We start from the raw sequence: 22,721 nt of genomic DNA, 5'->3' as shown, positions 1-22,721 counted from the left end.
AGACACAGATCACCAACCGGTTGCCAGGTCGGGGCGCGCGGCGCGATAGTGTCGCGCTGCCCGAACCACATCCCACCGTGTCACCCCGAGGAACGTCGTCGGCTGACCGGTAGGGCTCAAGCGAGGTTTCCCCCAACGTGTTCAATCGCAACTTCTACGCCGCCCAGGACGATCGGCGCTTCGTCGTCGGCTATGCCCTCGACCTCGGCTTCCGAGTCTTCGATGCCTACTCGGCACCTGGCCAGCCGTTGACCGAGATCACCACGACGGCATCGGCCTCGCTGCTCGCCGCGAGGCCCGCGTTCAAGCTGTACGCCCCCAACACCGGCCCCGAGCCGGTGATCACCCGGGTCGAGCTGGAGGAGTCGGAGTTCGGTCCCTCGGCCTTCGAGTACCGGTGCAACGGCTGGGGTCTGATCGGGCTCAACTTCGGTGGTGTCGTCGGTCTCGGCGGTCTCGGCTGGAGCACGCTCAACACGATGGCCGAGGCCCGTGCGGCTCGCTGGCACGCTGTGGAGCCGATCGGTGCCGCTCCCTCGGAGTGGAACTGGCCGGCTGTCGACGACGCCGCGACCAAGATGTTCGAGGCGATCGCCTCGATGGCCGGCTCCGCCGTGGGCGACAGCCCGATCCTGGCCGCCGCGGGCCAGCTGATCAAGGACAAGGGTCTGCTCTACGAGTCCGGTGGCGGCCTGCACGCCCGTCCGGGTCTCGGCTGAGCGCGTCGCGCGGAGGTTGATACGCCGGGCGTATCAATCGCCCGCGAATCGATACTTCCCAACAACAGGTCGGCGATCCTAGATTCTCGGGCATGGACGCCACCTACGAACCCATCCGAGTGCACCACGCCGTCTCGGGCCAGCCGGACGGTCCGGTGGTGGTGCTGTCCAACTCTTTGGGGGCGACCCACGCGATGTGGGACGAGAACCTGCCCGACCTCGAGCGGCACTTCCGTGTGGTGCGGTACGACACCCGGGGACACGGTCGCTCGCCGGTACGTCCCGGCCCATACGTGATCGACGACCTGGCCGACGACGTCGTCGCCCTGCTGGACCGCCTCGGCGTCCAGCGGGCCCATTTCGTGGGCCTCTCGCTGGGTGGCATGACCGGGATGCGCCTCGCCGCGCGCCACCCCGAGCGCGTCGACCGCCTCGTCCTCCTGTGCACCGGCGCTCATCTGACCCCTTCCTCCGCCTGGCGCGACCGTGCGGCCACAGTGCGAGCCGACGGCACTGAGGCTGTCGCCGAGGCGGTCGTCGCCCGCTGGTTCACGCCGGGATTCCTCGAGGCGAACCCCGAGGTGAAGGCGACCTGCGAGGCCACGGTCGCCGCCACCCCGGACGAGGGCTACGCCGGCTGCTGCGAGGTCATCGCGGCCATGGACCTCCGTCCCGATCTCCCCGCGATCGCCGCTCCGACCCTGGCCATCGCCGGTGCCGACGACCCCGCCACGCCGCCCCCGCACCTGGAGGCCATCGCCGATGCCGTCCAGGACGGCCGGCTCCTCGTGGTCCCCGACTCGGCGCACCTGGCCAACGCGGAGCAGCCCGAGACCATCACCCCGGCGATCATCGACCACCTCGAAGGTCACTGAGGGACACCGCGGCGGGATAACCAGATGCGGCCGGGTGCGCGACCTGGCTAGGTTCGGGCCGATGCGAGAACCGGATGCCGCGTTCGCGGACCCCCGTCAGGCGGTGCTCTACGACGTCTTCGACGACGACCGTTCCGATCTGGAGGTCTATGTCGCGATCGCCCGGGAGGTCGGCGCCCGACGCGTCGTCGACATCGGTTGCGGCACGGGGTCGCTCGCCGTCCTCCTGGCCGGCGAAGGGCTCTCCGTCGTCGGTGTCGATCCCGCCGGAGCCTCCCTCGAGGTCGCTCGCACCAAGCCGTCCGCCGACCGGGTCACCTGGATCCATGGCGACGCCACGGCGCTCGCAGGCCTTCCCGGCGACGCCGACATGGTCGTCATGACCGGCAACGTCGCCCAGGTCTTCGTCTCCGACGTGGACTGGTCCGAGACGCTCGCCGGCGTTAACGCCGGCCTTGGCCCCGGAGGCTGGTTCGTCTTCGAGACCCGCCGCCCGGAGGCCCGCGCCTGGGAGACCTGGGACGTCGCGCCGACAGCCGTCGACCTCCCGGACGGCCGCACCGCGGTCGTCTCCCGCACGGTCACCGCCGTCGACCTCCCGCTGGTCACCTTCGAGGCATCGACCACCATCGGCGACGAGACCCTGACCTCGACCTCCATCCTCCGCTTCCGCGACCGCGCCGAGACCGAGCGCGACCTCCTCGCTCACGGATTCTCCGTGAGCGACGTACGCGACGCCCCGGACCGTCCGGGCAAGGAGCACGTCTTCCTCGCCCGCGTGCGGGACTGACAGACGCGCCGCTGCCGTACGCCCGTCGGTTCGACTCCGGCGGTTTACCTTTGGCGAGTGGCGAACACAAGCGAACCAGGCAGCGCAGTCGAGCGCGCCGTGGCGGAGATGGACGAGCGTCTGCGGGTGACTCAGGCGGTGGGCGCGTTGATCCTGCTGGTGGTGACGTTGACCGCTCCTGTGCTGGTCAGCATCGACGATTCGACTGGGAATGATCACCGCAACGTCAAGGCAGTCTGGTCGGCGTTGTCCTATGCGAAGCTCCTGGTGAGCAATCCGGATGCCGACTTCGGAAGCCACACCTCTCACGTCGTCGTGTTCGTAGGGCTGATCGCCACGGTCGCGCTCTGCCTGTTCATGCTGGTCGGCGTCCTGTCAGTGCTGATCCCCCTCTCAGCGAGACCGCGAAGGTTCTGGTCGGTGGTCAGCATCGCGACTGCGGTCGCACCAGTGGTGACACTCGTCGGTCTCGGTCTCTCTTCAGGTGACTCCGAGTTGGCGGCGACATGGACGACCTTGGCGCCTACGGGGCTCGGCCTCTGGGTCCTCGCCGCAACTGCACGTCAGGCAACCTCGTGAGTCACCTGCTCGCAGGTGCCGTCCGGACGGCGAGCGTATTCGAAGCCGGTCCGAACGCCATGGCCGCGAACTCCGAGACCTCAAAGGTCTGAGAGCCGTGTCCGATCGCCCTGAGATCGTCTGTATCTGTGGCTCCACCCGGTTCGCGGACGAGATGAGCGCGGCGAACCGAGACCTGACCTTCGCCGGCGCGATCGTCCTCGCCCCGGGCGTCTTCGTGCACGCCGAGGAGCGTGAAGCAGGCAGGTCGGTGACCGACGAGCAGAAGGCTGCGCTCGACGCGCTCCATCTGCGCAAGATCGACCTGGCCGACCGGGTGCTGGTGGTCAACCCGGGCGGTTACATCGGTGAGTCCACGAGCAGGGAGATCGCCTACGCCCGGGACACCGGCAAGCCGGTCTCGTTCACCGATCGGCCGTCCGACCGAGCGACCAGCAGATAGCCGGCGCCGTCGGCGTCGACGGTCGTGGTCTCGACGGTCAGTCCGACGCTCTGCAGCTGGGCGACGAGCTCCTCGTAGCGGTAGGGCCAGAACGACAACCGCTCCGCGCACGTGTGGAGAGATCCGTCAGGCCTCACCTCGGTCACGGCGATCTCGAAGTGATGCTCCTGCTCCCAGTCCGGCGCGATCTGGGTGTGGTAGATGACCACCGCGTCGCGACCGTCGCGGCGGATCAGGTGATCGCGGACATCGATCCGAGAACCCCGCGCGCGGACGACCTCCCACATCCGGGACGTGAGGATGAGTCGCCCGCCAGGACGCAGGAGTCGTGCCATCGAGGCAAGGGCGGCCAACCGGCCGCGTGACCCTTCGGCATGACCGAGGGAGTTGCCGACGCAGAACACCAGGTCGAAGGTCGAGGCCTCGAGCTGACCGGTCAGGTCCTCCCAGCTGACCTGGCGCGCGTCGAGCCGCACGCCGTGCTCGTCGGCGAGTGCCGCGGTTCGACGGATCATCCCGGCACTGGCATCGGTCGCCACGACGTCCAGGCCATGACCGGCGAGACCGACGGCGAGCTGGCCGGTGCCGCAGGAGCAGTCGAGGACCCGTGCGTTCGGCGGCAGAGGCTTCACCAGGTCCTCGAACCTCGCGACAGAGCCGTCCGGGGAGAGATGCTCGTCCCGGATCAACCACTCGTACGCCTCGGACAGTGCGCCATAGCCCGCCACAGTGATCACCTCCGTCGCCCAGCGAACCAGACGCGGAGGTCGCGATGCCACCGAGTTTGCGGCGGTCTCAGCCCTCTGCGGGTTGCGGGGTGAGGACGTCGAAGACCACCTCGTCCTCCAACCCCGAGGCGAGCCGCCAGACGGCGTCCGCGATCTCGTCGGGGTCGAGGGTGGCGAACGGGGCGGGCGCCCCGGGCTCGGTGAGCATCTGGTGGATGTCGCCGCGCTCGATCAGGCCGCCGACGACGAGGGAGCCGACGTGGACTCCGTCCTCGGCTGCTGCGGCGGCCAGGGTACGGGCGTACGTCCGCAGCGCGCCGGAGGCCGGGGCGAAGGGGCCGAGGAAGGGCAGTGGGACGAGCGCGCTGAGTCCTGAGACGTACACCAGCGCGCCGCTGCCGCGTGAGCGCATCGTGGGGAGGGCCAGGTTGGCCACCTCGACTGCCGGCTCGAGGGTCTCGGCCATGGCGCGACGGATGTCGCCGGGCTCGGTCTCGAGGATCCCGACCATCGGCGCGCTCAGGTTCTGGGCGCCGGGGCCGTGGTAGACGACGTCGATCGGTCCGAGAGCCGCCGTGATCTCGGCGAGGGCATTGGCGGCGGCACCTGGCGCCCGCAGGTCAGCGGCGACCGCGAGAGCGGGTACGCCGCTCGCCGACAGCTCCTCCAGGTAGCCCGGGTGCCGGTCCGTGCTGCGTGAGACCAGCCCGACGGCGTACCCCTCCTTGGCGAACCTCCTCGCCACCGACATTCCGAGGCCGGGGCCGGCGCCGAGGACCGCGATCGTGCTCATCTTCTTCTCCCTCATGGATAGGTTGCTGATGTCAGCAACCCTCGCCGCCCGGCGGCGTTCGCGGAAGAAGGCACTTCAATGTCAGATGGGAACACCGATGTGCCCCGGCACATCGTGAGCGCGGCGCTCGGGCCCGGACTGCCGCAGAAGGTCCCGGCGGGGGAGTACGAGGCCTGCCCGGTGACTCAGGCCGTGCAGATGCTCGGTGACAAGTGGACGCTGCTGATCGTGATGATGCTGGCCGAGCGCCCGCATCGCTACAACGAGCTGCGCCGCCGGGTCGAGGGGATCAGCCAGCGCATGCTCACCCGGACGCTGCGCGTCCTGGAGGAGGAGGGGATCGTGACGCGTACGGTCTTCCCGACGGTGCCGCCGGGTGTGGAGTACGGACTCAGCGACCGCGGCCGGGAGCTGCTGGTGCCGCTCGCCGGACTCGCGGACTGGGTGATCCGAGGCCGCGCGGCCTGAGACTCAGAAGCCGCGGGTCCAGAAGACCTCCTCGTGGAGGTGGCGCGAGCGCCAACCTTCCGGCGTGCGCACGAAGGAGTGGCGGTAGCGGCCGCCCACCTCGACGACGCGCTCGCCGCCGGACCCGTCGGAGATGACCATCGGGTTGTCGAAGTACGCCACCACCTCTGCCGAAGCGAAGCCCGAGGCATCCGCGCCCTCGTCGGCGAACGTGATGCCGACCTGGCCGATGGTGTGCAGACGCTTCTGGGAGAACGCGGGCAGCATCTCGGCGAGCCACTTCTTGACCTCGGCGAGCTCGCCGACCGTACCGCCGGACTCGGAGTAGTCGATCGTCGCGTCGGCGGCGAAGACCGTGTCGAGCGCGTCCCAGTCGCCGTCGTCGACAGCCAGGGTGTAGCGAGTCAGTGCGTCGGTGATCTCGGCACGGTCGATCAGCTCTTGAACGTCCATGAAAACGTCTCCTTCAGCGGGGCGAGAGGACGATGACCGGGATCTCCCGGTCGGTCCAGGTCTGGTAGGTCTCGAAGTCGGCGTACGTCTCCAGCAGCCGCGGCCACAGCGCAGCTCGCTCTTCCGAGTCGGCGATGCGTGCCCGGACGAGCCGGCGCCCCTGGCGGGGGACGCGGACCGCCACGTCAGGCTGGGCGCGCAGGTTGGCGACCCACTGCGGATCCTTCGGAAGCCCGCCCTGGGAGCCGACGACCACGAGATCCGCACCCGAGCGCATGAACAGCAGGGGAGTGGTGAAGGTGCGGCCCGACTTGCGGCCGATGTGCTCGAGCAGCAGGACCGGAGCGGGCTTGCGCCAGCCGGCCATCACCCGCCAGGTGCCGCCGATCCGGCCGTTGGTCAGCTTGAACAGCGCGGTGTTGGCTCGGGCGCCGTACTTGATGAATCTCGCCGTCAGCGGCGAGTCGAGGCCTGCGGGACGTTCGAGAGATGGCGACATGACGAACACTCTGGCAGAAACTTAGAACACGTTCTAGTGTTGGCACATGCGCTTCACCTATGCCGAGGCAATGACGCAGGCCGACTACTACGCACCGCTGGCTCGAGCGGCGGAGGCCGCCGGCTACACCAGCATGACGGTGGCCGACAGCCTGATCTATCCCGAGGAGTCCGACTCCACCTATCCCTACACCGATACCGGCGACCGGGAGTTCCTGCAGGGCAAGGAGTTCATCGAGGCGTTCATCCTGTGTGCCCATCTCTTCGCGGTGACCACGACGCTGCGCCTGACACCGTTCGTGGTGAAGCTGCCCGTACGCCCGCCGGTGCTGGCCGCCAAGCAGGCCTCGAGCCTCGCCTTCCTCTCCGGCAACCGGCTCGGGCTCGGCGTCGGACTGTCCCCGTGGCCGGAGGACTTCGCCGCTCTCGGCGTCGACTGGAAGCGCCGCGGCAAGCGGATGGACGAGTGCATGGACATCCTGCGCGGCCTGACCGACCCCTCGGGCGACTTCTTCGGCTACGAGGGCGAGTTCTACGAGTTCGCTCCGCTCCAGCAGCGCCCCGCGCCGACCGAGAAGATCCCGCTCCTCGTCGGCGGTCACGCCGACGCCGCCCTGCGCCGCGCCGTCCTCAAGGGCGACGGCTGGATGCACGCCGGTGGCGACGGTGAGGAGCTCGACCGCCTCCTAGTCCGCCTCGCCGAGATCCGGCGCGAGGAGGGCGACACCCGGGACGACTTCGAGGTCCACGTGATCAGCTACGACGCGTACGACCTCGACGGGATCAAGCGGCTCGAGGACAAGGGCGTCACCGACTGCATCGTCGGCTTCCGCGACCCCTATGTGAAGGGTGCCGACCCCGAGCCGCTGGAGAAGAAGATCAAGCACCTGGAGTGGTACGGGGAGAACATCATCGCGAAGGCTGCGCGGTGACCGAGCAGAGCGCGGCGTACGGCCTGACCGAGCCGCTGCAGCGGGCGATCGCCGAGGCGGAGGAGCTGATCGCGAACGCGCCGTTCATCCGAACCGAGGCCGACCGGCTCGAGGGCTATGAGTATCTCTCCGGCCGGATCCGGATGGCGATGCAGACGGCGTTCGACTACGACCTCGAGCAGCCGCTCTTCGTGAACCCGACCCATCAGTTCTCCAAGCAGGGCCTGGACAACCCCGACGCGATCTACTTCAACGCCTACCTGCGAGAAGGCGTCGAGTACGTCGTCCGCGGCCGTCGCGGGACCAGTGCCGACCTCTCGTTCCAGGTGATGGGGGGTGCCTACACCGCAGACTCCGCCGCGACCAGCCTGATGGCCTTCGACGACCGCAAGCTCCAGCTCGATGACGACGGTTCCTTCGAGTTCACCTATACGGCCGAGCCCGGCGCGAAGACCCTGATCGTGCGCGAGGTGTTCAACGACTGGGACACCGAGACCCGCGGCACGATCACGATCGAGCGCCCCGACACCCTCGGCCGCCCGCGCCGCCCGCTCACCCAGGAGCTGCTCCGGAAGAAGTACGAGGTCGCCGCCCGGTCGCTGACCGGCTCGATCCAGACCTGGTTCGCCTTCCCCCAGTTCTTCCAGTACAAGGAGCCGGTGAACACGCTCACCGTCCCGGCTCGGACCCCGGGCGGGCTGGAGTCGCAGTTCTCCTCGATCGGTCACTACGAGCTGGCCGAGGACGAGGCGCTCGTGGTGGAGGTGCCGCGCTGTGACGACTGCAGCTACCAGGGCATCCAGGTCGGCTCCGACTGGTACGCCTCGACCGACTACGAGACCCACCAGACCAGCCTCACCAAGGCCCAGGCCGTCACCGACCCCGACGGCGTGATCCGCTTCGTGATCTCCGAGCACCCACCCCTGGACGGCAGCCCGATCGCGAACTGGCTCGAGACCACTGGGCATCGCACCGGCTCGCTGATGCTGCGCTGGCAGCGGCTCGAACGCGACCTCACTGTCGCCGACGGGCCCGTGGTGCACAAGGTGGGCATGGATGACGTACGCGACCTGCTTCCGCACGCCGACACGTTGAGCCCCGGGGGGTATGCGGAGCGGATCGCCGCACGTCAGCGCTCGGTTGCGCGCCGGATGCTCAGCTGAAGCGGGGCGCGACGCGAAGGCGTAGGACGCCTATGCTTGCCGCCCATGGCCAGTCCCCACCACGAGCCACCGACGATCCCGGGCTTCCGTCATCGTCGGCTGATCGGCGCCGGCGGCTCCTCCGAGGTCTTCCTCTACGAGTGGCCGCAGGAGAAGGTCGACGTCGCCGTCAAGGTCTGGAACGACCGGATCAGCGGCGAGACCCAGGACGCGCTCGCCAAGGAGACCAAGGAGGTCGCCGAGCTCGCCGCCCATCCCCATGTGCTGCCGCTGCACGCCGTCGGCGTCAGTGACGACGACCGGTGCTTCGTGGTGATGGACCATCGCGCCGGGGGCGACCTGCAGGCCCGCTGGCAGCGCGAGCGGCTCTCGGTTGCGGAGGCGCTGAGCATCACGATCAAGGTCGCGGGCGCGCTCGACGTCGCCGCCCGGCACGGGATCCTGCACGGCGACGTCAAGCCGGCCAACATCCTGCTGACCAGTGGTGGTGAGCCGCAGCTGGTCGGCTTCGGAGGCCTCTCCTCGGCCGGGCGCCCCGGCGGCGCCGATTCGACCTCGCTGCCGTGGATGGCTCCGGAGATGCTCTCCGATCCGCCCGAGCCGAGCGGCTGGGCGGACATCTGGAGCCTGGCCGCGACCTGCTACACGCTGCTGGCGGGACGTACGCCGTTCGAGGGGCCGGGCGGTGGCAACGCCCCCGCGGCGCTGTCGGAGCGGATCCGGGAGTACGGCCCGCTGCCCATCGAGCGCGACGACGTCCCGGCGTCGTTCGACGAGGCGCTGCGCAAGGCGATGTTCAAGCGCCGGGCCGGACGGCACTGGAGCGCCGCCGACTTCGCCAAGGCTCTCCAGGCGGTCGAGGAGGAGCTCGGGCTGCCGGTCACGCCTCTCGCGGACATGTCCGAGCCTCGGGGCGATGTCATCGAGGTCGCCCCGGACCCGGTCACGTCGCAGGCCGAGTCGCCGGGGGCGGGGGACACGGCCGAGGTGCCGATCATCACCGGCCCCGTGATCGAGCCGGTGGCGGAACCCGTGATCGCCCCTGCACCGGTGCTCGACCAGGCCGACGACGACGTCCTCGGACACCGGGTCGACGTCGACCGGCTGGCCCGCCTGCTCGCCTCCGAGCGCACCCAGCTCCCGATCTCGGTCGCCGTCCATGGACTGCCCGGCAGCGGCCGGTCGACCTTCCTGCGGAAGGTCCAGGAGCGCATCGAGTGGCTCACCGAGAACGACGAGACCTACCCCGCCCGCACGACCCACGTACGTATCGACGCCCGCCAGTACGCCGAGGGAGACGTCGCGGGCGCGGTGCTCGACAGCGTGCGGAGCGCGGGAAGGAGCGAGCCGCCGCCGCTGGTGGCGAAGCATCAGGCCGCACAGCGGCGGACCGCCGAGCTGCGGGCCGCGCTCGCGGGCGTGCCGGAGGACGACGGGCACCGCGGGAAGCGCCGCGCGCAGCCGATGAGCACCACGATGGCGCTCGCGGCCATGGACCGCGAGGTCGCGGCCTACGAGGCGGCGCTGCGGGCGGCGCCGCCCGGACCTCCGCCGCGCCCGCCGGCCGGCTCGCTGAGAGGGCCGCAGGCGAGCCGCACCATCGTCTACGTCGACGACCTGGACAGGTGCGACCCGGCGACCGCGGCCGGAGTGCTGCAGGCGATCGACGAGCTGGGCAGCCAGGAGGGTGTCGCGGTCGTGGCGGCCGTGGACGCCCAGACGCTGCGGCGGGCGATCGGGGGGCGAGTGGCGGAGCCCGCGGCGTACCTCTCCCGGGTCTTCGATGTGCCGTTCGGGCTGCGGGCGTTCGCGGGTGACCCGGCGGTGCGGTTCATGCGGTCGCTGATGCGTCAGGCGGTGCCGTCGTGGCCTGCTGCGCTGGCTACGGGCAGTGGCGACCGGACGGGGCGTACGAGCCCGGTCGAGAGCTTCGAGATGACCCCCGGCGAGGCGCTGTTCGCGAGCGAGCTGGCCAGGTTCTGCCCGACGCCCGGAGCGGCCCGGAAGCTGCTCGCGGTCTATCGGCTGGCGCGCACGGCCCCGGTGGCGAGCGAGAGCACCGAGTCGGCCGGCCACCAAGCCCTCGGCATCCTGATGGCGATCCTGGTCGGAGCGCCGGCGCAGGCCGTCCAGGTGCTCGGGGCCGTGGTCGAGTCGCTGGCGGCGGGCGAGGACGGGACGACGTTCCGGAAGCTGCTCGAGAAGGTCGCGCGCGAGCACACCGCGGGCTGCGGGCGGGCCACCTGTGGCTCGTGCGCCGACTGGTCTCGGGTGCTCCGCGCTCACGCCGACCTCGTCCGGACTCAGCAGGTGCCGCAGGAGGTCGGGGCGTACGCCGCCTGGGTCGACGAGGTCGCCAGGTTCAGCTTCCCGACCTGACCCGGCACACCCCTTCCGCAAAAGTGAAACACGTTCTAGTCTAGGCGCCATGACTGGACTCCTGGATGGCAAGGTCGTCGTGCTCTCGGGGGTCGGCCCCGGCCTCGGCCGCTCGCTGGGCGAGCAGGCTGCGCTGATGGGCGCCGACCTGGTGCTCGCCAGCCGCACCGAGAAGCGGCTGCAGAAGATGGCCGGCGTCATCGAGGAGCACGGGCGACGTGCGCTGGTGGTGCCGACCGACATCACCGACGAGGACGCGCGCCGGCATCTGGTCGACGCCGCGCTCGAGGAGTTCGGGCACGTCGACGTGCTCCTCAACAACGCCTTCGGGATCCCGCCGATGGACCCGCTCACCCAGATCCCGCTCGACGCGCTCCGGCTGGCCCAGGAGTCCAACGTGTACGCGCCGCTGCGGCTCTCGGCGCTCTTCGCCGACGCGCTCGCGGCCACCCCTGACAAGGCCGGTGGCGCGATCGTGATGATCAACTCCGCGGTGCTCTACCAGAGCCAGCCCGAGTTCGCGGGCTACAAGCTCTCCAAGGGCGCGCTCGCCCATCTGGCCTCTTCGCTGGCCACCGAGCTCGGCCCGCGCGGCATCCGGGTTAACTCCGTCGCGCCGTCCTACATCTACGAGGACGTCAACAAGGCCTACTTCGACTGGATGGCCTCGGAGTCGGGGCGCACCCACGAGGAGGTGTACGCCGAGAAGGCCGCCCCCACCGACCTGAAGCGTCTCGCGACCCCTGAGGAGGTCGCCCGGGCGGCGCTGTTCCTGGGCAGCGACCTGGCCTCCGCGGTCACCGGGACCGTGCTCAACGTGGACTGTGGGGAGTTCCATGACTGAGACGGCGCCCCGTGAGCGGGCGGATGTGGGGACGTACGAGGACATCTGCGCCGCCGCCACTCGCACCACGGGGCTGAGCGCCAAGTACTTTGAACACAACGGCGGGACCGACCACGAGGAGGGGCTGCGGCTCCTCGTCGAGGATCTGGCCTCGCCCGAGGCCGGGCTGACCCCGGTCGGCAACTACTTCCACCGCGCCCAGGTGAAGTCCGCGCTCGTGGGCCGGCTGATGACGCAGGCCCGGCTCGAGGAGTTCCCCCAGCACCAGGACGTACGCATCGAGCGCCCGATCTTCGTCACCGGGCTCGTCCGCACCGGGACCACCGCCCTGCACCGGCTCCTGGCCGCCGACCCGGCGCACCAGGGTCTCGAGACCTGGCTGACCGAGTTCCCCCAGCCGCGGCCTCCGCGCGGCACCTGGGAGCAGGACCCGGTCTTCAACGCCCTGCAGGGCGCCTACCGGCAGCACCATGTCTCCAACCCCGAGTTCATGGGGATCCACTACATGGACGCCACCAGCGTCGAGGAGTGCTGGCGGGTGCTGCGCCAGAGCGGCAAGTCGATCTCGTTCGAGTCGCTGGCCCACGTCCCGCGCTACTCGGCCTGGCTGGCGAAGCAGGACTGGCGCGATGCGTACGAGCTGCACCGCCGCACCCTGCAGCTCATCGGGCTCAACGACACCGACAAGCGCTGGGTGCTCAAGAACCCCTCGCACCTGGTCGCGCTCGAGGCGCTGATGGAGGTCTACCCGGACGCGCTAGTGGTGGTCACCCATCGCGACCCGGTCGTCTCGGTCGCCTCCGGCTGCTCGCTCTCCGCCGAGGCGACCGCGGGCATGTCGACCACCTTCGTCGGCGAGACCATCGGGGCGACCCAGCTGGAGATGCTGTCCCGCTCGTGGCGTTCCTTCGGCGAGGCTCGCGGACGATATGACCCGGCGCAGTTCCTCGACGTCGACTACCGCGCGTTCGTCAATGACCCGGTCGGCACCGTCGAGAACATCTACGCCCACTTCGACATCCCCTGGAGCGACGCCGCCCGCGCCGAGGTCTCCCGCATCGACGCCGAGTCCCGTTCCGGGAGCGCCCGGCCCAAGCACGACTACAGCCTGGCCGACTACGGGCTGACGGAGGACGAGGTTCGCCAGGCGTTCACCCTCTGATTCCGCGCGGCATCCACCCCCGCTCCATCGAGGTGTCCTACGGTTCGACGCGAGCTCACGGGGGTGCGGCTCATGACGCCGTCCAACCACGGGAGCCATGTGATGAGCCATGCCGCTGCGGTCCTGAGCGCCGAGCCGACGGACGCGCCCGCCAGGCCGTCGGTCAGGCTGGTCACGGTGCTCGCTCTGCTGGCCGCCTTCGCGGCCTCGATGAGCCTCTACGTCGCCACCACCCAGGCGCTGTCGTACCACGCGCGTGACGAGGGCCCGAACGCCTCGTACGCCATCTCGCTCCACGGCGGTGACCTGCCGACGATCGACACGCCGGTGGCGCAGGACCGGGAGCGCTTCCCGCAGATCAGCCGGGGCGCGAACCGGGAGGAGTTCGATCGCCACCGGATGATCTGGACCGCCAACCATCCGCCGCTCTACTACCTCCTCGGCGTGCCCTGGGTCGCCCTCGCCGACGCGCTCGACAGCCCGCAGGTGTTGATCGCCGGAATGCGGACGATGAGCGCTCTGGCGTACGGGGCGCTGGTGTTCCTGGTCGGTCTGATCGCCTTCGAGGTCACTCCACGGCGCCCGGCCGCCGCGATGCTCGCCACCGCGATCACGGCCTCGCCGGCGGTGCTGGCGATCGCGGCGGGGTTCATCATGAACGACAGCGTGGCGGTGGCGGCCTCGTCACTGACCGTGCTCGCGACGCTACGCATCCTCCGCCTCGGGGTGACCCGGAACCGGATGGTCGTGATGGCTGTCGCCGGCACCCTGGCCGCCGCGACGAAGGCGCCCGGCGTGATCACGGTGATCATGTGCGGTGCCGCGCTCGGGGTGACGCTGCTGCTTCGCGACCGCACCTGGAAGGGCGTCGTCCGGGCGACCTGGCTGACCGCGATCGCCACCGGGGTGCCCGGCCTGGCGATCGGCTGGTTCTACGTACGCAACATCGTGCTCTACGGCGACGCGACCGCGAGCTCGGCGCTCCTGTCGCGCTACCAGCGGGTGCAGGTCGACACCTGGTTCGAGGTGATGACCGCGCCGCGCTTCTGGCACGGCTGGTACGACCATCTGTGGGTGCCGCTCCAGCTGCGCGGCACGGCGCTGCACTGGGTGATCGACGCCATCACCTTCGTCGCTCTGCTCGGACTGGCCCTGGGGGTCGTCGCGCGTCTGCGGGACCACGGTCGCGAGCGGGGTCTCGTCGTCAGCGCTCCCCGGACCCCCTCGGTGGCGACCGTCGGTCTGCTCGTGCTGATCGCGCACGCCTTCGTGATCATCGTCAACCTCGCCCAGTTCCGCTCCGGCGGCGGCAACCCGCACGAGCGCTACCTGATGACGATCATGCCGCTGGTCGCGATCGTGCTCTCCGTCGGTCTCCTGGCGATCGTCGACGCGCTGCCGTGGGGCGAGATCCGCCGGCGCGAGGAGATCGCGGCAGTGCTGGTCTCGGCGTTCCTGGTGGGGATGGCGACCGCCACCTTCTCCGTCTGGGTGCGTACCCAGATCCGTCTCGGCGTCGATCTCATGCTTCCCGAGATGCGGCCGGTGCCGTACGTGCTTCTGGGTGTCGGGGCGATCTGTGCGGGCGCCGCGGTGGTGCTGCCGTTGCTCTGGCGGCCACGTGCCGAGCTGGCGGCACCTGTGGACGTACGCATCGTGGAGCCGCGGCGAAGCGGAAGCACACGCGAAACTGTCGGTGGTCCCGCGTAGCCTTGGTGTCATGCGTCCAGTCACCGATCTCGAGCGTCGTGTCGCCCCGTTCAAGGTGGTCTCCGACTACCAGCCCTCGGGTGACCAACCGGCCGCGATCGCGGAGATCACCAAGCGGATCCAGGGCGGCGTCAAGGACGTCGTCCTGCTCGGCGCGACCGGCACCGGAAAGACGGCGACGGTCGCCTGGACCGCCGAGCAGCTGCAGCGCCCGCTGCTGGTGCTGCAGCCCAACAAGACTCTCGCCGCCCAGTTCGCCAACGAGCTGCGCCAGCTCTTCCCGGAGAACGCGGTCGAATACTTCGTCTCCTACTACGACTACTACCAGCCTGAGGCGTACGTCCCCCAGACCGACACCTACATCGAGAAGGACTCCTCGATCAACGAGGAGGTCGAGCGGCTGCGCCACTCGGCCACCAACTCGCTGCTGACCAGGCGCGACGTCATCGTGGTCTCGACCGTCTCCTGCATCTACGGTCTCGGCACCCCGCAGGAGTACGTCGACCGGATGATCCGGCTCCGGGTGGGGGAGGAGCACGACCGCGACTCGATCCTGCGGCGACTCGTGGAGATCCAATACACCCGCAACGACCTCTCCTTCACCCGAGGCACGTTCCGGGTGCGCGGCGACACCCTGGAGATCTTCCCGGTCTACGAGGAGCACGCGGTCCGGATCGAGTTCTTCGGCGACGAGATCGAGCGGCTGATGACGCTGCACGCCGTCACCGGCGAGGTCCTCACCGAGGACCAGGAGCTCTACGTCTTCCCCGCGACCCACTACGTCGCCGGCCCGGAGCGCATGGAGCGCGCGATCAACGGCATCGAGGCCGAGCTCGACCAGCAGCTGAGCACCTTCGAGAAGCAGGGCAAGATGCTCGAGGCGCAGCGGCTGCGGATGCGTACGACCTACGACATCGAGATGATGCGCCAGGTCGGATCGTGCTCCGGGATCGAGAACTACTCGATGCACATCGACGGCCGCGAGCGCGGCTCGGCGCCCAACTGTCTGCTCGACTACTTCCCGGAGGACTTCGTCCTCGTCGTCGATGAGTCCCACGTCGCGGTCCCGCAGGTCGGCGGGATGTACGAGGGCGACATGTCCCGCAAGCGCAACCTGGTCGAGCACGGCTTCCGGCTGCCCAGCGCCCAGGACAACCGGCCGCTGAAGTGGGAGGAGTTCCTGGAGCGGATCGGCCAGACGATCTACCTCTCCGCGACACCGGGCAACTACGAGCTGGACCTGGTCAGCCGGGACGGCGGCGAACCCGATGTCGTCGAGCAGATCATCCGCCCGACCGGCCTGATCGACCCCGAGGTGATCATCAAGCAGACCAAGGGCCAGATCGACGACCTGATCGGCGAGATCAACGACCGGGTCGCGAAGAACGAGCGCGTCCTGGTCACCACGCTCACCAAGAAGATGTCCGAGGACCTCACCGACTATCTCCTCGATGCCGGGATCCGCACGCGATACCTCCACTCCGAGGTCGACACGCTCAAGCGGATCGAGCTGCTCCGCGACCTGCGGCTGGGGGAGTACGACGTCCTGGTCGGCATCAACCTGCTCCGTGAGGGTCTCGACCTCCCCGAGGTGTCGCTGGTCTCGATCCTCGACGCCGACAAGGAAGGCTTCCTGCGCTCGGACAAGTCGCTGATCCAGACCATCGGCCGTGCGGCCCGAAACGTCTCCGGTCAGGTGCACATGTACGCCGACAAGATCACCCCCTCCATGGAGTCGGCGATCGAGGAGACCAACCGCCGTCGCGCGATCCAGATGGCCTACAACGAGGCCAACGGCATCGACCCGCAGCCGCTGCGCAAGAAGATCGCCGACATCACCGACATGCTCGCCCGCGAGGAGGAGAGCACCCAGGAGCTGCTCAACACCTGGGCCGGCACCGAGGCCAAGGGCCGCGCGGGCAAGACCGCGGCCAAGTCGCCGACCCCGATGCTCGGCGAGGCCGCCCGCGAGGCCCGCGAGCGCGGCCTCGTCGGCCTCCCCTCCTCCGACCTGGCTCAGCTCATCGGCGACCTCACCGAGCAGATGAAGGGCGCCGCCGCCGAGCTCCAGTTCGAGGTCGCCGCCCGTCTGCGCGACGAGATCTCCGACCTCAAGAAGGAGCTTCGCCAGATGATGGAAGCTACGAAGTGAGGAGGGAGCCGGCGTAAAGCCCCCTTCGCGCCGAAGGCGCCTCCTAGGGTTTACGCCGGCTCCCGACGAACGAGGAGCTGCGCGCGAGCGAAGCGAGCGCGCTGGCGACGAAGTAGTCGTCAAGCGACACGTCACGCCGAATCCACCTACACGAGCATCCCCTCGATCAGATCGGCAGCGCGGCGAGTGCCTCCCTCAGCGAGCGCGTCGGCGCGCAGCTGAGCCGAGCGAGCGACCCGGTCCGGATCGTCGAGCAGCTCGAGCAGTGCCGTACGCAGAGCCGCGGCGGTGACGTCCTCGGCGTCGATCCGCCGGGCGACGCCGAGCTCGACCAGACGGTCGGCGTTCATGAACTGGTCGACCGCCTGCGGGACGGCGACCATGGGGACGCCTGCCATCAGACCCTCGCTGCTTCCGCCCATCCCGGCATGGGTGACGAACGCGTCGGCCCGGGCGAGGACGGCGCGCTGCGGCAGCCAGGAGTGGACCTCGACGTTGCCGGGGAGGTCGCCGAGGTCGCCCGGGTCGAGCTGGGTGCCGATCGACATCACGACGTGCCAGCCGGGGAGGGCTGCGTACGCCTCGATGCAGGCGCGGAAGAAGTCCGCGTCGGCGGTGTAGGCCGAGCCGAGGGAGACCAGCAGGACGTGATCGGCGTCGGCGGGGCGGGTCCAGGTCTCGCCGGAGTCGAGCGCGAAGCACGGTCCGACGAAGGTGACGACCTCCTCGTCGACCTTGTCGGCGTCGGGCTGCATCGCCCGCGGAATGAGGGCGAGGGCCCGCTTCGGCGCCCCGGCGAACTTCTCCGGGTCACGAGTGCTTCCCCCGGCGTCCGCGAGCCAGGCCCCGAACCGGTCCAGGTAGCCGTCGTAGCCCGGCAGCTGCCGCACCTGGGCGCCGACCTCCTCGGCGTACCCGTCCCAGGCGACGAACGTCGGCGAGAGCTGCACGAACGGACGCTGCTGCTTCTCCGCGAGAGCCCGGGCGGCATAGCCGCCGATGTCGTAGAGGTAGAGATCGGCCGGCTCGGCGCCGTAGAACGCCTCCAGATGGGGGAGCGCCTGGATGGCGTCGTCGAGGAAGACTCCCATCCCCGCGACCGGGTCCTCGGGCCAGAGCCGGTCCTCGACGGGCAGCACCGTCGGCACCGGAACAAGCTCGGCCCCGGTCGGCTTGATCGCGTCGGACATCGACTCGTGGGTGGCGTAGGTGACCCGGTGGCCGCGCGCGACCAGCTCCTTGATCAGCTCGAGACTCGGCAGGAGATGGCTGATCGCGGGGGAGGCGACCATGGCGATGTGGCGCGGCTGCGACCGCGGTGAAGTAGTCATGACACCTCAGGACGCTATCGGCCCGCCAGCGGCCGATGCGACCGAGTTTTGCGTCAACCTTCGCTCACCCGCCCGTCGCGCGCTGTTCACCGCCCGTGAGCCGTGGCTCGCGTGTCTCGTCAGTTTCGACGATTACGGTCGTCGATGTGACTGTTCCACGGGTCTCGATGTCCCAATCCACGATCTGCGTCCTGCTGCTGGGCGTGCTCGGCTTCGCGATGAGCGCCCAGGTGGCGATCGCGATGCCGGCCCTGTTCAAGGCCGACGAGCGGGCCCACGCGGCGTACGCGGTGGCGCTGTCCCAGGGGACGCTGCCGACGATCGACACCGACATCCCCGACGACCCGGCACGCTACCCGCAGCTGGCCGAGAGCCTCTTCGGGGCCGATGAGGCCCACCGCGACATCTGGGTCGCCAACCACCCACCGCTCTTCTACGCGATGAGCCTGCCGCTGGTCTGGCTCGGCGACGCGGTCGGCTCGCCAGGCCTGACGCTGCTCGGGATGCGCCTGCTCAATGCGCTCGGCTTCGCCCTGACCACGATCTTGGTCGGCCTGCTGACGCGGGAGCTGGTGCCACGACGGCCGGCGGTGCCGGTGATCGCCTCGGCGATGTGCCTCGGCTGCGGCGCGATGACCTTCGTGGGCGGCGGCATCTACAACGACGGCTGGGGGTCGGCGGCGGCGTTCATGACCCTCTACCTCGGATTCCGGATGATCCGCCAGGGCGTGACTCGCGAGCGCCTGATCGCCGCGGCCGTGGTCGGCGTCGCGGCCGCCGGGTTCCGCTCGACGGGCCTGGTCGCGGTCCTCTTCCTCGGCGCCTGCGTGCTCGTGGCGATGTGGCTGCGGGAGCCGTCGCTGCGTACGTTCCTGCGCGGGACGTTCTGGCGTGCTGTAGGGATCGCGGCGTGCATCGGCATGGCGCCGGTGGTCGTGTTCGGCTGGTTCTACGTGCGCAACATCCAGCTCTACGGTGACCCGACCGCGTCGGGCTCGCTCTTCGAGAAGTTCGGCCGCGAACCCAACGGCACCACCCTGTTCCAGCTGGTCAACCCCGAGTTCTACGGCCACCTGCTCGGCAGCCTGTGGACCGACGGCAACATCGCCAACACCTGGAGCCAGGCGGCCGTCGTCGTGCTGACGCTGACCCTGGTCGGCCTGGTGCTCGATGCCGCCGCGAAGGCCAACCCACGTCGTACGGGAGTCCTGCGGCGCATCGAGCTCGCCCCGCAGAGCGCGATGCAGCACCGCCAGGACCTGGCCATCTGGGCGCTCCTGGGGGGCTACTGCCTGCTGATCCTGGTCAACGTCGCCGGGTTCATCGCCGGCGGCGGCTGGATCCACGCACGCTACGCGGTGCCGTTCCTGCCGTTCCTCGCCGCCGGTGCCGGGATCGCCGCGCTGCGCCTGGGGCGGCTCCTGCCGCTGCGGGTGCCGACCGGCTCGCGCACCGGCGTCACCGCGATCGACGAGGCGCGCGACCTGCGTATCGGCCTGGGTGTCTCGCTGGCCTTCATGGTCGTCGGCCTGGTCTGCCACCTCGACACCGAGCAGTACGTCGACGGGCCGGTCAGCAGCACCTTCGCGCTCGTCGCCCTGGTGGCCGCCGACCTGGTGATGTTCGCGGTCGCCGCGTACGTCGCCACCGAGCTGCGCCGGCGGATGCGGCCGAGCACCTTCGACACTCCCCGCACTCTCGCCGCTCCTGTGACCGAGATCGCGCGTCCACGACAGGACGCTCGTACCTCGACGGGCCTGCAGGCAAAGTAGCCTCTCTATGTGAATGAGCACGATCCCCAGCAGACAACCCGAGCATGGGTCGTGTGGGGTATCGCCCTCGCGGTCTACGGCTTGGCCGTCTTCCACCGCAGCAGCCTCGCGGTGGCCGGTCTGGTGGCGACGGAGCGCTTCGGGATCGGCGCCGGGCAGCTGGCGACCTTCGTCATGCTGCAGCTGCTCGTCTATGCCCTCATGCAGGTGCCGGTCGGGCTGCTGGTCGACCGGTTCGGCTCGCGTACGGTCCTCTCCGCGGGCGCTCTGATCCTGGCGGTCGCTCAGGCGGGGTTCGCGTTCGCGGACTCCTACGCGCTGGCCCTGCTCGCGCGTACGTTCGTGGGGATGGGCGACGCGATGACGTTCATCTGCGTGCTGCGCCTGGTCCCGTCGTGGTTCCCGCGTCGACGGGTGCCGCTGATCAGCCAGCTGACCGGCACCGTCGGACAGCTGGGCGCGATCGCGGCAGCGGTCCCGATGACGTGGGCGCTCGGCCATCTCGGCTGGACCCGGGCCTACCTCACGGCCGCGTTGCTCGGCCCGGTGCTTCTCGTGCTGCTGCGCCTCTTCGTCCACGACGGACCCGGTGACCGACACCGCCGGGGCACCACCCTCAAGCCGCGCGAGCTCGGCCGGAGCCTGATGGCGTCCTGGTACCAGCCGGGCACCCGCCTCGGCTTCTGGATCCACTTCTCCACTCCGTTCAGCTCCCACCTGATGGGGCTGCTGTGGGGCTTCCCGTTCCTGGTGACCTCCGAAGGGCTCTCCGACACCCTCGCCGGCACCCTGCTCTCGGTCACCGTCGTCGCCGCCCTGGCCGCTGGTCCGGTGATGGGCATCCTCGCCGGACGCCACCCGTGGCACCGCTCGACGGTGGCGCTGACGATGATCGCCGCCCTGGTGTCGGTGTGGACGCTCGTGCTCGCCTGGCCGGGCGAGGCGCCGCTGCCGGTGCTGCTGCTCCTGATGGCCGTGGTCGGCTTCGGCGGACCGGCCTCGATGATCGGCTTCGACGTCGGCCGCACCAGCAACCCGCCCGCGCGGATGGCGAGCGCCAGCGGGATCATCAACCAGGGCGGCTTCGTCGCCGCGCTGCTGGTGATCGTCCTGGTCGGCTGGATCCTCGACTGGCGGACGCCGGGGGCCTCGACCTCCTACACGCCGGAGGCGTTCCGCTGGGCGATGTCGGTGCAGTACCTGTTCTGGGGCGTCGGGGTGGTGCAGATCTGGCGTCACCGGCGCGACGTGCGGCGGCGCACGACCCGAGAGCAGGTCGCGGCCGGATCCTCGATGGTCACCGACTGATCGCCCACTCGTCACCTGAACGGCATCCCGGCGCACTAGCTTGTCGAGGTGCTCAAGCCCTCGCGCTCGCTCTCCCAGGTGACCGTATGCCTGCTCCTGCTCGGGGTGCTCGGCTTCGCGATGAGTGCGCAGTACGCGATCGGGATGCCGCCGCTGCTGAAGGCCGACGAGAAGCAGCACGCTGCGTACGCCATCGTGCTGTCCCAGGGCGTCCTGCCCACGATCGACACGAACACACCGGCCGACCCGGTGCGCTACCCGCAGTTCGCCGAGGCGCTCTTCGGGCTGGACGAGCCGCGCCGCGACATCTGGGTCGCCAACCACCCGCCGCTCTTCTATGTGATGAGCCTGCCGCTGGTCTGGCTCGGCGACGCCGTCGGCGGTGCGGCAGGGGTCGGGGTGACCCTGCTCGGGATGCGGCTGCTCAACGCGCTCGGCTACGCGCTGAGCATCATCCTGGTCGGGCTGCTGGCGCGCGAGCTGGTGCCCAGACGCCGGGTGGTCCCGGTGCTCTCCGCGGCGATGGTGCTCGGCTGCGGTGCGGTGACCTACGACGGCGGCGCGATCTACAACGACGGCTGGGGCACGGTCGCGGCGTCGCTGACCCTGCTGCTCGGCTTCCGGATGGTCCGCGAGGGCGTCACCCGGGAACGGCTGATCTGGGCGACCGTCGCCGGAGTCGCGGCGGCCAGCTTCCGCTCGACCGGCCTGGTGGCGGTGCTCGTGCTCGGCGCTTGCGTGCTGGTCGCACTGTGGCTGCGGGACCCGACGCTGCGTACGTTCCGCCGGGGTGTGGTCCTGGCGATCCGGATCGGGCTGGCTCCGGTGGTGGTGATCGGCTGGTTCTACGTACGCAACATCGTGCTCTACGGCGACGCGACCGCCTCCGCGGCGCTCTTCGAGAAGTTCTCCCGCCAGACCCACGGCGACACGCTCTTCCAGCTGGTCAACCCGGAGCTCTACCTGCACCTCTACGGCTCGCTGTGGGCCGACGACGTCATCCCGAAGATCTGGATCCTTGCTGCCGCGGCCACTCTGGCAGTCACGGTCACCGGCATGGTGCTCGACGTGAACGCGAAGGCCCGGCCGAGACCGGACGGGCTGATGCGCCGCGTCGTGATCCCCGGGCCGGAGCCGACCGTCCTGGAGCGCCGTCTGGAGGTGGCCGTGCGGGCGCTGATGGGGATCTACTGCGTGATCATCATCGTCAACCTGGCCTCGTTCCACGCCGGCGGCGGCTGGATCCACGCCCGCTATGCGGTGCCGTTCCTGCCGGTGATCGCGGCGCTGACCTCGCTCGCGATCCTGCGGGTCGCCCGCCACTGGGTGCGTGGCGTCGATGAAGAGGGGGTGGATCTGCGTATCACCCTCTATGCCAGCGTCGGGTTCATCGTCTCGGCGATGGTCGCCCACCTCCACATCCAGCAGCGGATCGACGGACCGGCCGACGCCTCCTGGCTGTTCGCGCTGATCGCGGCCGACCTGGTGATGTTCGTCGTCGCCGCGTACGTCACCGCGCAGCTGCGCCGCCGGCTGCGGCCCGACCGCGAACTCTTCGCCCGCCGGTCATCTGGCGACCAGTCACCTGTTGCCGCGGTGAACATCTGAGCCGCGATGGTGGCC

21 protein-coding genes are annotated in these 22,721 nt (G+C 69.8%); 16 read left to right on the top strand and 5 right to left on the bottom strand.

Going from position 1 to position 22,721, the window contains the following annotated elements; all coding sequences use genetic code 11:
* The first annotated feature begins 137 nt into the window (after positions 1-137).
* From ACFX43_RS12525 to ACFX43_RS12505, 5 genes are all read left to right on the top strand, one after another.
* Entirely contained in the window at positions 138-719 is a 582-nt protein-coding gene (locus ACFX43_RS12525) for a hypothetical protein (RefSeq protein WP_378821239.1), read from the top strand.
* Between the two features lie 92 nt (positions 720-811).
* Entirely contained in the window at positions 812-1,594 is a 783-nt protein-coding gene (gene pcaD / locus ACFX43_RS12520; protein ID WP_378821237.1) for a 3-oxoadipate enol-lactonase, read from the top strand.
* 61 nt (positions 1,595-1,655) lie between these two features.
* The gene (locus tag ACFX43_RS12515; RefSeq protein WP_378821234.1) at positions 1,656-2,384 is read left to right on the top strand and encodes a class I SAM-dependent DNA methyltransferase; all 729 of its coding nucleotides are present in this window, start codon (positions 1,656-1,658) and stop codon (positions 2,382-2,384) included.
* A 57-nt stretch (positions 2,385-2,441) separates the two neighbouring features.
* A complete protein-coding gene (locus ACFX43_RS12510; protein ID WP_378821232.1) occupies positions 2,442-2,963 on the top strand; it encodes a hypothetical protein in 522 nt (173 codons plus the stop codon).
* Between the two features lie 97 nt (positions 2,964-3,060).
* Entirely contained in the window at positions 3,061-3,405 is a 345-nt protein-coding gene (locus ACFX43_RS12505) for a hypothetical protein (protein WP_378821229.1), read from the top strand.
* Here ACFX43_RS12505 and ACFX43_RS12500 read toward each other — a convergent pair.
* Positions 3,336-4,142 carry a class I SAM-dependent methyltransferase gene (locus tag ACFX43_RS12500; protein ID WP_378821227.1) on the bottom strand — a complete coding sequence of 269 codons (807 nt, stop codon included), beginning with the start codon at positions 4,140-4,142 and terminating at the stop codon, positions 3,336-3,338. The two genes, ACFX43_RS12505 and ACFX43_RS12500, sit on opposite strands and share 70 nt — an antisense overlap.
* A gap of 58 nt (positions 4,143-4,200) precedes the next feature.
* Complete coding sequence (locus tag ACFX43_RS12495) at positions 4,201-4,926, bottom strand: SDR family NAD(P)-dependent oxidoreductase (protein WP_378821224.1); 726 nt, start codon at positions 4,924-4,926, stop codon at positions 4,201-4,203.
* A 78-nt stretch (positions 4,927-5,004) separates the two neighbouring features.
* Here ACFX43_RS12495 and ACFX43_RS12490 point away from each other — a divergent pair, with 78 nt between their 5' ends.
* Complete coding sequence (locus tag ACFX43_RS12490; protein WP_378821222.1) at positions 5,005-5,394, top strand: winged helix-turn-helix transcriptional regulator; 390 nt, start codon at positions 5,005-5,007, stop codon at positions 5,392-5,394.
* Between the two features lie 3 nt (positions 5,395-5,397).
* On the opposite strand, the gene ACFX43_RS12485 is transcribed toward ACFX43_RS12490, so the two are convergent.
* Both ACFX43_RS12485 and ACFX43_RS12480 read right to left on the bottom strand, forming a co-directional pair.
* Positions 5,398-5,847: a nuclear transport factor 2 family protein gene (locus ACFX43_RS12485; RefSeq protein ID WP_378821220.1), complete on the bottom strand. Its 450-nt coding sequence runs from the start codon at positions 5,845-5,847 to the stop codon at positions 5,398-5,400.
* Between the two features lie 13 nt (positions 5,848-5,860).
* The gene (locus ACFX43_RS12480) at positions 5,861-6,346 is read right to left on the bottom strand and encodes a nitroreductase/quinone reductase family protein (RefSeq protein ID WP_378821218.1); all 486 of its coding nucleotides are present in this window, start codon (positions 6,344-6,346) and stop codon (positions 5,861-5,863) included.
* A gap of 46 nt (positions 6,347-6,392) precedes the next feature.
* Between ACFX43_RS12480 and ACFX43_RS12475 the strand changes: the two genes are divergently transcribed.
* From ACFX43_RS12475 to uvrB, 7 genes are all read left to right on the top strand, one after another.
* On the top strand, positions 6,393-7,277 hold the full coding sequence (locus ACFX43_RS12475; RefSeq protein ID WP_378821215.1) for a TIGR03619 family F420-dependent LLM class oxidoreductase: 885 nt from the start codon (positions 6,393-6,395) through the stop codon (positions 7,275-7,277).
* Complete coding sequence (locus ACFX43_RS12470; protein ID WP_378821212.1) at positions 7,274-8,440, top strand: hypothetical protein; 1,167 nt, start codon at positions 7,274-7,276, stop codon at positions 8,438-8,440. Before ACFX43_RS12475 ends, ACFX43_RS12470 begins: the two co-directional genes overlap by 4 nt.
* A gap of 45 nt (positions 8,441-8,485) precedes the next feature.
* Positions 8,486-10,819 (top strand): protein kinase, encoded by a 2,334-nt coding sequence (locus ACFX43_RS12465; RefSeq protein WP_378821210.1) that lies wholly within the window; start codon positions 8,486-8,488, stop codon positions 10,817-10,819.
* A 49-nt stretch (positions 10,820-10,868) separates the two neighbouring features.
* The gene (locus tag ACFX43_RS12460; protein WP_378821208.1) at positions 10,869-11,663 is read left to right on the top strand and encodes an SDR family oxidoreductase; all 795 of its coding nucleotides are present in this window, start codon (positions 10,869-10,871) and stop codon (positions 11,661-11,663) included.
* Positions 11,656-12,825, top strand: coding sequence for a sulfotransferase family protein (locus ACFX43_RS12455; RefSeq protein ID WP_378821206.1), 1,170 nt, complete (start codon positions 11,656-11,658; stop codon positions 12,823-12,825). The genes ACFX43_RS12460 and ACFX43_RS12455 overlap by 8 nt, the downstream gene beginning before the upstream one ends.
* 72 nt (positions 12,826-12,897) lie before the next feature.
* Entirely contained in the window at positions 12,898-14,535 is a 1,638-nt protein-coding gene (locus ACFX43_RS12450) for a hypothetical protein (RefSeq protein ID WP_378821204.1), read from the top strand.
* A 10-nt stretch (positions 14,536-14,545) separates the two neighbouring features.
* The gene (gene uvrB / locus ACFX43_RS12445; RefSeq protein ID WP_378821201.1) at positions 14,546-16,687 is read left to right on the top strand and encodes an excinuclease ABC subunit UvrB; all 2,142 of its coding nucleotides are present in this window, start codon (positions 14,546-14,548) and stop codon (positions 16,685-16,687) included.
* A 146-nt stretch (positions 16,688-16,833) separates the two neighbouring features.
* Here uvrB and ACFX43_RS12440 read toward each other — a convergent pair whose 3' ends face one another.
* Positions 16,834-18,018: a macrolide family glycosyltransferase gene (locus ACFX43_RS12440; protein ID WP_378821199.1), complete on the bottom strand. Its 1,185-nt coding sequence runs from the start codon at positions 18,016-18,018 to the stop codon at positions 16,834-16,836.
* Between the two features lie 146 nt (positions 18,019-18,164).
* On the opposite strand from ACFX43_RS12440, the gene ACFX43_RS12435 reads away from it, so the two are divergent.
* The 3 genes from ACFX43_RS12435 to ACFX43_RS12425 are packed head-to-tail and all read left to right on the top strand — an operon-like array spanning position 18,165 to position 22,706.
* Positions 18,165-19,790, top strand: a complete 1,626-nt coding sequence (locus tag ACFX43_RS12435; protein ID WP_378821196.1) for a hypothetical protein — start codon at positions 18,165-18,167, stop codon at positions 19,788-19,790.
* A gap of 9 nt (positions 19,791-19,799) precedes the next feature.
* Positions 19,800-21,098 carry a nitrate/nitrite transporter gene (locus tag ACFX43_RS12430; protein WP_378821193.1) on the top strand — a complete coding sequence of 433 codons (1,299 nt, stop codon included), beginning with the start codon at positions 19,800-19,802 and terminating at the stop codon, positions 21,096-21,098.
* A 48-nt stretch (positions 21,099-21,146) separates the two neighbouring features.
* A complete protein-coding gene (locus ACFX43_RS12425; protein ID WP_378821191.1) occupies positions 21,147-22,706 on the top strand; it encodes an ArnT family glycosyltransferase in 1,560 nt (519 codons plus the stop codon).
* Positions 22,707-22,721: the final 15 nt, after the last annotated feature.

The organism is Nocardioides sp. YIM B13467 (genome assembly GCF_042788075.1).
In the GTDB taxonomy this organism is placed as follows: domain Bacteria; phylum Actinomycetota; class Actinomycetes; order Propionibacteriales; family Nocardioidaceae; genus Nocardioides.
Note: the sequence above shows the minus strand (reverse complement) of the source record. Positions and strands in the feature narration are given on the sequence as shown.